We start from the raw sequence: 14,415 nt of genomic DNA, 5'->3' as shown, positions 1-14,415 counted from the left end.
TAAGCAGATATTCGTCGCTGCGTTCATCAATAACTAAACACAGCGTCTACCTTGTGCAGATGGCTATGTCGAAAAACCAACCATTTCCTCCCGTATGCACATTCAGGACAATAATTTTTGACCCTGATACCAATGTCGTTCTGCTAAACAATCCGCTCAGAAGAGCGAGACAATATGGCTGCTGGAATTTCTGTAAACCGTTTTCCGCAGAGCTTGTAGTGGTTTGGAATATCGTACAACCAGAGAGAGTGCTCATGTATTTTGAGTGGACAGATAACAATGTGATATCGAATTTTCCTGCTACCATAAACATCTGACAAAACTATTATGTTCGGAAAATAAAATTTTCTTTGATTTTTTATCCTTCAGGTGCTTTGTAAAAATCATGAAGTTACTTTCTAGCCTTCTTTTATCCCTGACGCTGCCCTTTTGTTCTTCTCTTTGGGCTGTGAATGATGAGATCAGACCAGACGGTGTGTTTCCATACGATCCTCAGGAATACGCCGCTGACGAAGGAGTTGGTGCTGTTCCTGAAAGGGACAGAAGAGAAGCGCGAAGGGGCAGTGGATCCTCTGGAGGCGGCTACAAAGGAGGCGGCTACAAAGGAGGCAGCTACAAAGGAGGCGGCTACAAAGGAGGCAGTCATAAGGCGACAAACTACATAAAATCATTAGCATCAGGCGCCAAAGTCAAACTCACAAAATTCATGAAAGGTTACTCTCTGACCAACTCTAAAAAAATATCTGTCTCCGTAAACCCGATAGGCAGGTCCCTGAGGGGAAGTCAGCCAGTAAACAAAATTGAGTCCAAAGTCCAATTTCAAAGTAAAGAGTCTGGTTTTCTTTACTACACACTCAGGGGATATTTATTACGGAATACTTTGTTCCATATGGTTTTAATTGGAGACCCGGAAGATTCCTCAAAATTGCATCTTGGTTACTATGAAGAGGATGAAGACAGTGTTATAGATACAGCTACTTCCAGTTCAACGGCTGCACCCATTTATTTGCAGAACGTTTTAAATAAGTCTGAAACGCCGGTTTCCAATGATTCTGAAACCAATAGCACGGTTTTACCACCTCATTCAGGTCAGACTTCAAACGACACTTTTATAAATGCTAATTTAACATCCCACAACACCACCAGATCGCTGGGTCTGATGCCAAAAAGACGTGAGCTTAAGCCCTTCAAACCCATTCTAAGTTTGGAAAAGGAGCAGGATTATTCAATCGAAGTCGTCTGGAAATCAAAGTCTGAAATAACGTCTGTTGCCATGTCTGACACTAGTACAATGACGTATACAACAATCAACCCTTCACCAACCCAGTCTTTATCACCACAGTCTTCATCAATAGCCTCTTCGAAGAGAGAAATACTGCCAGACGCCTCGGCCATTCCAGAAAATGTCGGCACACAGATCATTATCAAAGATAAAGAGGGGATGACTCTGGCAACATTAAACCTTGACCTGGAGCTGAGTTACTTTTCATTCAGTGATGAAAACGGATATTTGTTGGAGTACAGGATTGATGGGGACGGGATTCATCAGCTCACTAAAATTCATACCGAAACTGAATATGAGAATCAAGGCAGAATTGTTTTCACCTCTCAAGAAGGACCTGATGATACCAGTCTAATCGTGGTTGGCTCAGTGGTTGCTGGGCTTCTATTACTCTACGTCGGTGCACTCGCATTAATACACTATTATGAGAATCATTGGGAGAAGAGACCTTACGCAAATCCTTGAGTTTTTTTATACGCTTCTCATTTGCTCCAGTTGCAGCACTGATGGCAGTTTCTACTGTAATAGTTTTTTTTCAAAGACATTTAACAGATAGTTTGGTGCACGGAAGCACCGGCATTCATCAATACTAAGCGCAACCTGAAATAAACACGAGTACCATTCATGCAATCGACGACTTCTTTATTGGACAAGTAAAAATATGCTGTCTAAGCTTCCCACCAGTCTGAGCATCCGGGTCAGCTGTTGTTTCCGGCGAACAACTTTTTCTTTTGGTTTTTAACCTCTTCAGCTGGTTACCATAATTTATGAAGATATTTTCAAGCCTGCTTTTGGCTCTGCTGCTCCCTTTTTGTTCTTCTCTTTGGGCTGGGAATGATAAGATCGGAGCAAATAGTTTGTTGCCATACGACTCTTATGAGTACGACGTTAATGAAGAAGGTGACGTTGTTTCTGAAAGGGACAAAAGGGAAGCGCGAAGAGATGGCGGCTCTTCAGGAGGCACTCACAAGCTAACAAACTACATAAATTCATTAGCATCAGGAGCCAGAATTAAACTCACAAAATTCTTGAAAGGTTACTCCCTGACTACCTCTAAAAAAATATCTGTCTCCGTAAACCCGCTGGGTAGGTCCATGCGGGGGAGTCAGCCAATTTACAAAATTGAGTCAAAAGTCCGCTTTCAAAGTAAGGAGTCTGATTTTCTTTACTACACACTCAGGGGGCATTCATTACAGGAGGTTTTGTTCCATCTGGTTTTAATTGAAAACCCGGTCGATTCCTCAAAATTGTATCTTGGCTACTATGAAGAGAATGAAGACAGTGTTATAGATACAGCTGTTTCCAGTCCATCGGCTGCGCCGATCTGTTTGCAGAACGTTTTAAATAAGTCTGACTTACCGGTTTCAGTCACCAACGCTACTGACACTAATAGCACGATTCTAACACCTCATTCAGGCCAGTCTTCAAACAATACTTTTATAAATGCTAACTTGACTTCCCATAATAACACCGGGCCAGAGGGTTTGATCCCAAAAAGGGGTGAGTTTAAGCCCTTCAAACCTATTCTAAGCTTGGAAAAAAAGCTGGATTATTCGATTGAAGTCGTTTGGAAAGCAAGGGCTGAAAGAACCTCGGTTACCCTGTCTGACACTGGTCTAATGACGTATACAACAATCAACCCTTCTCCAATCCGGTCTTTATCAATATCCTCTTCAACAAGAGATATACTGCCAGACGCCTTAGCGGCCATTCCTGAAAATGTTGGTACAGAGATTATTACCAAAGATCAAGACGGGATGACTCTGGCAACGTTAAGTCTTGACCTGGAGCCGAATTACTTTTCGTTCAGTGACGAAAACGGATATTTGCTGGAGTACAGGATTGATGGCGATGGAATTCATCAGCTCACTGAAGTTCAGACCGATACTGAATATGTAAACAGAAATGGAAATAGAGACAGAAACGGAAATCTGGCAAAACCTGAACCTGCCTGCTCAATCCATTGTGCTTTGGCGTTAGTCGTCGCGATTGGTCTAGGTTGCATGGGTTTTGCAATAATGATAGTCAAGTATCAGGATCGTCGACTCGAGAGACAACATTATAGATTCCAGCGAAACCTGTTCGGTGAATAGCCCCCTATGATTCAGTGGCTGTCAATTTCTTCCTTCAGTCATCAACAGCAAGCGCAACCTCAAAGCATGCAGCGATTCAGGGTGATCAGAGTCTTTGAAAAAATTCACTGAATAATTTCGCTCATCCTCCCCACGAAATCTCAGACACATCAGCCATGACAATACCAGCCATTCCCCCCTTGGTCGGCATGTCTGCCAACCTTTATGAGTCTCGATAAACCATCGATCTCCATGCCAGCGAATAGCCAGCACGCTAGTGCCAATACTCTTTTTTAGCCGCAACAGATAATAATGAATGGCATAGGCATTCAGGCCTGCAAAAAACAACAGGGAGTAAGTAAAATCAAGAGAGGTGAAAAACAGTGCCAGACTGGCAAGCAGATAACAGAAAACAGCCAGTATGAAGTGACGAACAGAAAGGCCTGCCCGCACTTCAATCAGAGTATCATTGGATGCTAACCGCATTCTTCAAACCACTCGCTAAACCACTACGGGCATATTGCAGAACTTTGTCCACCATACTTGCCAGCCCAGGGTCCTGAGGACGACCTTCTCCCATAAACCAGGCAAACAGGTCCGGATCTTCGCAATCAATTAATTTCAAGTAGACAGACTGATCTTCCACAGAGAGTTTTTTAAAAACCTGATTGGTGAAGGGCTCGAGCAAGACATCCAGCTCCAGCATACCGCGTCGACTGTGCCATTGCAGGCGTCTGAAATCATCAGCGCTCAACATTATCGCAATACTCCCTTGATTGAGTTCGATAAACAGGAACAGAAAGTCTTGTCACAGGACCAGAAGCCTGTCTAAAAGTAGACAGGACAAGCATCTTGTTTCCAGCGACGAGTATTATACGGTTTAGTTAGAGTCCTGAATACTCTATATTATGACGACTAACATTCACCCGCCCTTATCTGTATCCATTGCCAGCCAGCGGGGATACTGAAATCAGCATACTTTCGAAACATTGCAGAGAATGGATCATGACTAACGATCAAGAAGAAAGATTCCAACAGTTTTTTACTGAACGGGGCGCTCGTTATGAAAACGGCAAACTGCTTGACTTTGGTGAGGCCTCTCCAGCAGCCGAACCGGAAAGCCCGATATTATCTGTTCTGGATCAAAAAGCACTTTTGCAGGTTTCTGGCCCGGATAGTCTGAAATTTCTCCAGGGACAACTCACTTGCAATCTTGATACGCTTGCGACTGACCAGTTTTGCGGGGGAGCGGCCTGCACCCCCAAAGGTAGAATGTTCACCAGCTTCAGACTGCTCATGGCCGGTGAAGATCAATTTATGATGGCTATGCATCAGGGGCTGGTTGAGAGCACCCGGACCGGCCTGGGAAAATACGCTGTTTTTTATAAAACCGAACTGACCCCTGACCAGAAGTATGTTTGTCTGGGGCTTTCCGGAAATGCTGTTGAAGAGAAAATTGCCAGTCTCTTTAATGATGTTCCCGATGGCAACAGCGCGCTCAATATTGATCAGCAGGGTTGGCTTCTGAATGTTTCCGGGAGCCTGAATCGTTTTGAACTCTGGATTACCTTCGAGCATCTGGCAACACTCTGGGACAAACTCACTGAGCAGTTCTCACCCGCAGGGCATCAGCACTGGCAGCTGCTGGACTGTCTCGCAGTCGAGCCCTGCCTGTCACCGGAAACCGCAAATAATTACATTCCGCAGCATCTCAACCTGCCCTCACTGAAAAGTGTCAGCTTCAGAAAAGGCTGCTACACCGGCCAGGAAATAGTTGCCCGCATGCAAAATCTGGGGCAGCTTAAGAGTCGTTGCTATCGCCTCAGCTCAGACCAACAGCTGAGGCTGGAACCTGATACGCACCTGTTCAATAGCACAGGCAAAGCTATAGGTGAAGTGATTGAAAGCGTTCAAACCGGACAGGGAACAGAACTGCTGGCGGTGATTCGAGTTGAATCCGCCCAGAAAAATGATATTCGACTGGATGGCGGTGAAGGACAAAAACTCAATTGTCAGCCACTGCCTTACGAAGTGGATCCCAAACAGGAACTGCAATTTTAAAAAGTGTCTAACTGCCAGTGAACTCTAAGTACTCAGCCATACGGAATCGAATATTTCTGGCTTATTGGGCAGGTGCTCTGCAAGGCGCAATGACGGGAACATAGCAAGCTATGTGACCAGAGTTGCAACGCAGTCAGAGTGCCTGAACAATGAGTCAGAAAGTATGATTTCGTAGGGTTTAGTACTTAAACCAGGGTACCTGCACATTAACAGGAGGTACCTCTGGCTTCAGATGCTCAGAACACCATCAGCTGAATACTGAGCATTCATTCCATTGAGCTATTCCCGACGAATAACCCATCGATAATATAAAACATTGTCGTTTGTCCTGAAACCTCCACAAGCCGGTAATCTGTGTTTTAAAGTAGCGCTACCGGCTGCAATAAACAAACAATCCAAAGATGTAAATTTCATATCGTTTTGGAAAACGTTTTAGCTTTATTTATGAAATTTCCGGTCTAGGATGAGTAGCGCCCTTAAAATGAATTGTCACGGCACGGATGCTTTTGTTTTAACTTTTAAAAATCAGGCAGAGTGCAGTTATGAACATTTCCAGATCCGGGTCAGGGGTCGTGATATTTTCAGCAATCTATGCCCTCTCTTGTCATGCTTTGCCCTCAGGTGGCTCAACGGACAGTTCCATCGTTAGAGAGGTTTCAAGTTGTTCTGAATTGACCCGTAGTGTCGACAGGGATGTGTGCAGTCGCCATTTACCTGCTTTTAAGGCGCTTATCAGGGAGAAGAACAATCAGGTATTTCTGTCAACATCTTCGCCAGGAACTTCTTCAGACGCTTCTTCAGGCATTCCCCCAACTTCTCCCCCAATGTCTGAGCCAATTCCTGAAACAATCAAGATAATAAAAATATCTGCGTCAACACAAAAACCGGGTCATGAGTTTTTTGAAACTTCGAATCCAACATTGTTTATCTTTGATGCAGAACGATCACCCGGTAAGGGACAAGCCGCCGTCTATGAATTACCACTGTCAGAATTCATAACTGGCGATGGCAAAAGAATCAACAGTTTTCATCTGCCGGATAACTCAGCTTTTGTAGGGAACAGTGCAGACATTCTGCCAGAATTTGTGATTGAGGGAGTTCTACAGAATCATTTTGTGATGTCGGCACCTCATCATGATTCTGTGTATTATCTGGCGAATATCAAAATTAATTCCAGAAACCCTCTGGATAAAAGCGTTTCAACAGCGACAGCTGCCACGGGACAGTCCGATACAATCCCGACCACACTGCGTTATTCACCGACAGGCATTATGGATCTCAGGGGCGCGGGTATTTTCGTTGCAGACAACATCAGAGTGGTAGTGGTTCCTGCAGATAACGAAATGGGGATCAAACCGATATATCTCGGTTGTGCCTGTTATGATGGCAGGGGAACAGAGGCAAATTTCATCTATCGATTTATGCACTCTGAATTTGATCTTCTGCAAGACGTACAGAAATTAACAGGCATTCAAAGCGCTGCATTGAATGTTGAATGTTTTGAGCAAACAGGGCAAGTACACTTGACCCTGAAAAACACTAAAACCGTCATAGCTGTACCCACTGAAACTGACACACCCAGATCCGGGTCACTACCTGGATCGCAACAAAGCCGTAGTGTGTTGTTCTCCATGAACTTATGGCCCAGAGAAAATATTCTAAGCTTTGTCGATGCTACCTGTAACAGTCTCGTTGATCAGCATGATAATGATCTATCCATTGACTCAGCTCATCCAGCAGATCCCTATCACTATATGGGTGGCGTTTTTGGCAGTAATAGCTGTTCCAATATCAAAATGGTTAATGGACCCTTTGGATTAAAAAACAGAGAGCAGGCATGGGGTTGGATATCCGTAGACGACACTGATCAACACAGTTGTACGACTCTGTTTGAAAAGGTTTATCGAACAGGATTTGCCCCAGTGCGCACATGGGCCAGGGCGGGTTTTGATGTTAAGTGTGATTCTTCTGTGCCAACACCCGGTTCATCACCCGCATTCATTCCTGATGCAGGTGATACGGGCGCTATGTTTATGAATAATATTGAAACAGCAGAGTCACAAAGACTGGAAAGGTTAGCCACATGGGAAAAAGTAGGCTTAGGTGCTGGCTTTTCTATTTTGAATCAGGCTATAACTCAAACCTGGTTCCACCTTTCAAAACTTATCAAGCAGGCCTGGATAAGACATACCAGTCAGGTGTTAGCGGCGACATTGGGTTTGGGTCTTCCGGCTCTCCCGTTGTTACCGGAATGTATTATTGGATTGAGAAGAAAGTCAGGACATAACCCATCAGGGGATCCTGGTCTATTGAGACGTCCAGATCTATATCAACCAGGTAATTTATTAGCGACATCTTCCGTTACTCAAGGATCTTTTGCTGAATTAGCTGTTTCCATAGCGCATGATGGGCGTTGGCCCACCCACGACCATACTTCCATCACTGGTGAAGAACAGGCGGATCACTTTATTACCCGTGATGGGATAACCTTTGCGGGCACGCATTTGATCCTCGACTTTTGGGGAGCTGAAAAGCTGGATCACCCCGCTCTGATGGAACAAGCACTGCGTGATGCGGTTGCAAAGGCAGGTGCTACCTTGTTGCATATCCATCTTCATCGCTTCGAGCCCAATGGCGGCATTTCTGGCGTTGCAATACTGGCTGAGTCGCATATCAGTGTGCACACCTGGCCAGAGAGGGACTTCGCGGCGTTCGATATCTTTGTCTGTGGTGATGCTCAGCCAGGATTAGCGATTCCGGTCTTAAAGGCCGCCTTCAATCCTGACTCGGTTAATATGGTTGAGCACTTGCGCGGTCAGGTACTCAGCGAAAGTGAGTAAAGCATTTATCATTAAGCGAATACACCTGTGGGAAGTTTTTCAAAGAACCTTTTATAATGTGCTGTGCCAATAATATCGCGTCAACAAAATGCACTTTGAAAGTAACGAACCGACTATAAATTCAATCGTCGGGAATTGCTGCATTTTCTTAATGCTCGATTTCTGACTGAAAATCCTCAAGAATCTGCTCAGCTACTTCAAAATCATAGACTCTGATGCTTTTCTGCAGTCTGTCCAGTTTCTGTTTGTCAACCTTACCGTTCAGTCCGCCAACCAGTTCAGACAGAGACTCTGATGCAGAAACATCGCCTTCCTGAAGTTGAGTGATCATGGAACTCATCAGAAAGGACAAGCGTTCAACCTCAACCATCCCTTCGCCTATCACTTCTTCTTCCGGGCCGTTCTCGACCAGCTGCTTAAGACTCTCCATCACTTTGTTAAAGGCATGCTCAAAACTTTCAATCAACGCTTTTGAAGGCAATTCATCCCGGTTTCTCAAGGCTGCCTCCAAACGAGCCGCAGTAATATGCAACTGTTCTGCCCCAAGGCTGCCTCCAGCCCCCTTAATGCCATGAACAATAAAACGGGCACCCTGCCAATCCCGTTTATCCAGACAATTCAAGAGCTTTTGCAAGTCTTCTCTCTGATCCAGATAAAAGTTCACTAGCAACTGCCGGTATAAATCGACATTTCCTCTAACCCGGTTCAGACCATTGTGGAGATGAATGCCTTCCAGTTTCTCAAGATCTTCTGCAAACGCTTTTTGCTCTGATGCATCCTTTGCAGCGAGGCTGGATGACTTTCCTCGTTCAGGCACCTGAAGCCAGCGACCTACCATTTCCTGCAACTCAGCAGGATTCAAAGGTTTGGAAATATGATCATTCATCCCCATCTGCAGGCAACGCTCACGGTCACCGGTCATAGCATGGGCCGTCATGGCAACAATCGGCAAATTTTTATCACCTGAATTTCGTCGTATGACTCTGGTTGCCTGATAACCATCCATCAGGGGCATCTGAATATCCATAAAGACCAGGTCAAAAGCTTTGGATTCAAGAATATCTACAGCCTCCTGACCATTATCTGCCAGGGTCACCTTCAGCCCCATACCTTCGAGCAGCTCACGGGCTACCTGCTGGTTAATCTCATTATCTTCCACCAGCAGAATATCACCATTGAACGTCTGCTTGCCGGCACTGCTGTCGATACCCTTGCGGCCGCCACCCGAGCTTTTATAATCAAGGGTGCGAAGAATGGTTTCTATCAACACAGAGCTGCTGGCAGGCTTGATCAGGAAAGCGTCTACCCTGCCAGAAGCCCTGATCATGACCTCTTCACGACCGTAAGCTGAAACCATGATCAATACGGGTGCAGAGTCGAGATTCATCGCTCTGATCTGCTCTGCCAGCTCAATGCCATCGGTATCTGGCATTCGCCAGTCCAACAGAGTCACAGTAACCGGATTATTCGAGTCAAGATTGTGCTCTCTCAGGATATTCAGAGCCGTTGAACTGTCACAGGCTTCCAGAGTTTCACAGCCAAAACTGTTGAGCTGACTAACCAGTATCTTCCGGGCCTCATCAGTGTCATCGACGACCAGCACTCGTGTGCCGACCAGCGCCTGATCATTAAGCCCAATCGGTACACCCAGACCCAGCTCAACATCAAATCTGAAGGTACTGCCCCGATCAATTTCGGACTCCACCTCAATATCACCATTCATCATATTGACCAGACTTCGACAGATGGCCAGACCGAGACCCGTACCCCCAAATTTACGGGTAGTGGAGCCATCAACCTGAGAGAAAGACTCAAACAGTCGGGCCTGATGTTCAGGACTGATACCGATACCGGTATCCTGTACTTCAAAACAGATTCTGGCAGTTTTTGAATTAAGCGACAGTAGTCTTACTGAAATTCTGACAGCCCCAACGTGGGTAAATTTCACAGCATTGTGAATCAGGTTAATCAATACCTGTCCAAGACGCAGAGGATCACCCCGGAGGTGGTCCGGAACATCCGGCGCAATATCGTAGCCAAGTTCAATACCCTTCTCTTCTGCCCTTACGTTGGTAATGTCATAAACATTGTCAAAAACATCCTCCAGATTAAAGTCAATGGTCTCCATATTGAGCTTTCCGGCTTCAATTCTGGAAAAATCAAGGATGTCATTAATAATGCCTAGCAGAGCATGGGCAGAGGACTGGATCTTGGTGACATAATCCTGCTGCTTGTCAGACATATCTGTTTGCAACACCAGGTGGCTCAGGCCAATAATGGCATTCATTGGCGTACGGATTTCATGGCTCATATTGGCCAGGAAGTTACTTTTCGCCTGGTTAGCCTGATCTGCGGCTTCTTTGGCTTTATGAAGCGTTTCTTCAGCGTGCTTGCGGTCGGTGATGTCACGCCCGGTAGCAGAGAGATAACCTTCGCCTTCGTACTCCATATAGTTCGCCGTCACTTCAACCGGGAAAACCCTGCCATCATGGGTTTTGCGCAGGGTCTCATAAGTCATTGCCTTGCGCATGGTCAGCTGATCCCAGAGCCGCTCCCAGGAAGTTTCCGTCACCGCAGGATTGATATCCATGATGCTGAGTTCCATCACCTGTGCGGTGGTATAGCCCAGGGCGCGGCAAGAAGACTCATTCACATATTTATGGCTGCCATCATGGCGGAACCAGTGAATGAAGTCAGCAGCCCGATCCAGCGTGAAACGGGCCATTGAGAGTTCACGCTCACGTTCTTTCTGCTCGGTAATATCCACCATGGTGCCCACTGCTCGCAATGGATGACCACGACTATCCCGGAAAACAACCTTACCTTTGTTCCTGACCGTAGCGAAACTGCCATCCTTGCGTCTGATCCGGTATTCATAGACGAAGGCTTTATCCGAGTGAGCAAACTGGTCGTTAAAGAAATCTACGGTTGCAATCTTGTCATCTGAGTGGATCAGCCGACGCCAGCCCCCTGGGGTATTTATCAGCTCTCCGGCCTCATAGCCGAGCATACTTTGATATCGGGGACTGAAATAGATACGTTCATTAGCGACATCCCAGTCCCAGAGACCATCGGAAGCAGCATCCATCGCCAGCTGATAGCGCTCTTCACTGGACCTCAGGGCATCTTCGGAGAGTTGTCTTGAACGCGCAACAGCCACCAGTTCACTGGCCCTGCGCAGGAGATCCACTTCATCACTCAACAGTTCGTCTTCGGTCTGGCGATTGAGAAAAATGACCCCACCTATCTCTTCAGCGAATAGCCTCATGGCCACATGAATCCCTGCTACCACTCCGTCCTTACTGATGCTTCTCAAAGATTCGCTTTTGGCTAACTGTTCACTATCAACACTCAATTTCATTGTTGCTATACCATCTTCAGATGGCTGGCTTCCCTGACTGAGAGCACCCCGGAGCAACTCATTCAGGTCAGCCATTTTCAGAAATTTTCTGTCGGACCAGAAATGTTCAATGGCTGCATGTCCATCCGTTCTCGAATAAACCAGAGCTATGTCGTAACTCATAAAGACAGCCAATTTGCGAAGGAAGTACTGAACGGCCTCTTCAAGCGGTTTGTTAATGAACTTTCTGGAAATATCACTGAGCAGGCGGTCCAGATCTGAACGGGCTTTCAACTCTTCTTCGGCACGCTCCCTTTCACCGATTTCCAGAGTCAGCCTTCGGTTCCAATAAATAATGAGAATCAGCGTCACAAAAATCAGTAACAGCCCGATAAACAGTTCCTTGTTAGGCTGCCACCTCAGCTCAGTAATAGAGACCCAGCGACTGTTAATCTGCGACTTCTCTGCCTCAGTCAAACTGTCAACCGCTTTCTGTAGAATGGAACCCAGCATGGGCCAGTCATTGCGACTACCAAGAGCATATTCATATTCAAAACCTGCCTCACCCACCACGCGAAGATTGGTGACTTTGAGTCGATCAAGCTCAAAACTGGAAGCTGCAATGTCGGCAATCACCGCATCCAGAGCACCGCTGGAAACCCGACTGATACCACCACTGAGACTGGCCACCGGCTTGAAATTAATACCGGAATTTTTCGCTCTGAAATAATCAAGAGAAGCACTGCCAGGCACATAACCCACATCGTGTCCTCTCAGATCCCGAATATTTTCAATGGTTTTATCCGAGGTTCTGGCCAGAATCACGGAAGGCACCTTAAACAACGGGCTGGTGAAGTCCAGATAACGACTGCGCTCGTCTGTCTTCTGTGCCATGCCGAGCACATCGGTTTCGTGACGATAGGCACGACCCAGAGATTCGGTCCAGACCTTGGAGGGGTTAAGACGGAATGTTAAACCCAGACGATCTTCAAGAAGACGAATATAATCAACGGCTATGCCTTGATAATTCCCTTCTTCGTCCTGAAAAAGGAACGGAGGATGATCCGCCTGCACATCAATCTGGATAATACGATTCCTGTCCAGCCAGCGACGCTCCGCTTCGGTCAGGTTGACATTGGTAACGCCCTTGCCAAAATACCGGTTATCACTGTTAACAATCCAGCGCTCTTCAATCTTACGGTATTCTTCTGGCGAGATATCTCCCAGCCCAGTGTTGACCAGAGTAATCAGATCATCTGTTCTATCGGCGGCTACCCCGGCAGCAATCGCCTCATTCATATTGAAGTATTTGCCACTTTTGAGTTCACCGATCAGCCCCATAGCGCCCAAGGCAGACTCAACCACCACAGGCTCAGCCAGGAGCGCATCAATATCACCTTTAAACAGACTCTGGATCAGCTCAATGACATTATCACGGGTTACCACTATAACCCCCGGAAGCCACTTGTCGACAAATTCTTCATGACTGGAGTCTGTGACAACGCCCAGCCTTCTGCCTTCCAGATCAGGCCCAAGATCATTGAGAGTCTGGTTACTGCGATAGTAAATTCGTGAATTGATGCCATAGAATGGATTGGACATACGCATCCACTCACTGCGAGCCCGGGAGGGCGAAATGCTCCCGAGAACATCTACCTTGCCACTCTTCAGTGCCCGAATGATCTCTTTTTGTTCTCCCATTCTAAAGCGAACAGGCGTAGAAGTTTTTTCTGACCACTTTCGCCAGATGTCTACATACATACCTGCCGGTTTACCCAGCGCATTCACAAAAGACAGCGGCGACGAGGCTGATTCCAGAGCAATAACCAGTTTGCCAGAAGTCTGGCTATCATTCCCAAGCCAGTTCTCGAATACCAGACTCTTACGGTCCTGCGGTATCATTTCCATACCGCTTTCAATGATAGAACCCAGGGCAGAACGTTTTTTATTAATCCCGGCCAGAAGTGAAACAGAAGTATTCAAAGGCGATGCATAAGGCGAGTATTCGGAGCTGACCCCCCGACTTTCCAGATAATACCCCAATACATCTGCATTACCGGCAAACAGCGTCACCTTCCTGGCAGCAATGTCGTCAATCATTAAATGCTGATTGTCATACTCTTTCAGACGGACATCAGGAAACCGCTTAATGATCTTGTCTTTCAGATAGTCATTGTCCAGAATGGCCACCTGATGCTCTGACAACAGCTCCTCAATGGGCTTTGGGGTAATGTCGTTGCGGATAAACAAAGCCCTGCGACTCTGGAAGATCTCGCGGGTCATAACACCTATTTCGGTGACTTCATCTGCCGACCCAAGCAGAGCAATGACATCAATTTCATTATTTTTAAGTAGATCGATCGCCTGTTGTCGAGCCATGGGATAGAACTTGACGGGCACGCCAACCTGTTCAGACCACTCCCGCCAGAGGTCGAGTATCAGACCGTCCGGTTCACCGGCATCATTGGTGAAAGCCCAGGGCAGAGAGTCTTGCGTATAAGCAATTTTAAGAGGCTTGAAATAACTGGAGTCCGACTTGAGCCTGCTGTCATCAGCCCAGGCTGAAAACGACAAAGTACAGAAAAAAAGCAGGCTAACGAAGTAAAAAATCAGGCCACGTTTTCTTTTTATAGTGAAAACAGACTCTTCACCGAAGGCTTCCAGACTAACCAACGGTTCAGGACTGTTTTCACGCTCAAGGCTTTTTAGAGCGTATGACATAAGAGCTCGTTCTGGGTCTATATAGGACTTGGCACGAACATTTTACCTGTAATCAACGGCTATGCCACTGAGAGAAGTACGCAATTTCACAGACAAGAA

The 14,415-nt window shown here is 46.3% G+C and carries 7 protein-coding genes; 4 read left to right on the top strand and 3 right to left on the bottom strand.

Annotated elements, in window-relative coordinates:
• Positions 1-385 precede the first annotated feature (385 nt).
• On the top strand, positions 386-1,747 hold the full coding sequence (locus tag ACOJUN_RS19370) for a hypothetical protein (protein WP_422133530.1): 1,362 nt from the start codon (positions 386-388) through the stop codon (positions 1,745-1,747).
• 392 nt (positions 1,748-2,139) lie between these two features.
• Positions 2,140-3,375, top strand: coding sequence for a hypothetical protein (locus ACOJUN_RS19365; protein WP_422133529.1), 1,236 nt, complete (start codon positions 2,140-2,142; stop codon positions 3,373-3,375).
• A gap of 21 nt (positions 3,376-3,396) precedes the next feature.
• Here the strand turns inward: ACOJUN_RS19365 and ACOJUN_RS19360 are convergent, their stop codons facing one another.
• Together ACOJUN_RS19360 and ACOJUN_RS19355 are read right to left on the bottom strand one after the other, a co-directional pair.
• Entirely contained in the window at positions 3,397-3,840 is a 444-nt protein-coding gene (locus ACOJUN_RS19360) for a hypothetical protein (protein ID WP_422133528.1), read from the bottom strand.
• Positions 3,821-4,111 carry a succinate dehydrogenase assembly factor 2 gene (locus ACOJUN_RS19355; RefSeq protein WP_422133527.1) on the bottom strand — a complete coding sequence of 97 codons (291 nt, stop codon included), beginning with the start codon at positions 4,109-4,111 and terminating at the stop codon, positions 3,821-3,823. Before ACOJUN_RS19355 ends, ACOJUN_RS19360 begins: the two co-directional genes overlap by 20 nt.
• A gap of 248 nt (positions 4,112-4,359) precedes the next feature.
• On the opposite strand from ACOJUN_RS19355, the gene ACOJUN_RS19350 reads away from it, so the two are divergent.
• Positions 4,360-5,415 (top strand): YgfZ/GcvT domain-containing protein, encoded by a 1,056-nt coding sequence (locus tag ACOJUN_RS19350; protein ID WP_422133526.1) that lies wholly within the window; start codon positions 4,360-4,362, stop codon positions 5,413-5,415.
• Between the two features lie 542 nt (positions 5,416-5,957).
• Positions 5,958-8,255 carry an adenosylmethionine decarboxylase gene (gene speD / locus ACOJUN_RS19345; protein ID WP_422133525.1) on the top strand — a complete coding sequence of 766 codons (2,298 nt, stop codon included), beginning with the start codon at positions 5,958-5,960 and terminating at the stop codon, positions 8,253-8,255.
• A 148-nt stretch (positions 8,256-8,403) separates the two neighbouring features.
• On the opposite strand, the gene ACOJUN_RS19340 is transcribed toward speD, so the two are convergent.
• Positions 8,404-14,316: a transporter substrate-binding domain-containing protein gene (locus ACOJUN_RS19340; protein ID WP_422133524.1), complete on the bottom strand. Its 5,913-nt coding sequence runs from the start codon at positions 14,314-14,316 to the stop codon at positions 8,404-8,406.
• Between the last annotated feature and the right edge of the window lie 99 nt (positions 14,317-14,415).

This window comes from Endozoicomonas sp. ALD040 (assembly GCF_049275945.1).
Classification (GTDB): Bacteria; Pseudomonadota; Gammaproteobacteria; order Pseudomonadales; family Endozoicomonadaceae; genus Endozoicomonas_A.
This window is presented reverse-complemented; position numbering and strand designations above follow the sequence as displayed.

Coding starts and splice junctions, on each gene's coding strand:
- speD (WP_422133525.1), top strand. CDS start 5,958: ATGAACATTTCCAGATCCGGGTCAGGGGTCGTGATATTTTCAGCAATC.
- ACOJUN_RS19340 (WP_422133524.1), bottom strand. CDS start 14,316: ATGTCATACGCTCTAAAAAGCCTTGAGCGTGAAAACAGTCCTGAACCG.
- ACOJUN_RS19360 (WP_422133528.1), bottom strand. CDS start 3,840: ATGCGGTTAGCATCCAATGATACTCTGATTGAAGTGCGGGCAGGCCTT.
- ACOJUN_RS19370 (WP_422133530.1), top strand. CDS start 386: ATGAAGTTACTTTCTAGCCTTCTTTTATCCCTGACGCTGCCCTTTTGT.
- ACOJUN_RS19350 (WP_422133526.1), top strand. CDS start 4,360: ATGACTAACGATCAAGAAGAAAGATTCCAACAGTTTTTTACTGAACGG.
- ACOJUN_RS19355 (WP_422133527.1), bottom strand. CDS start 4,111: ATGTTGAGCGCTGATGATTTCAGACGCCTGCAATGGCACAGTCGACGC.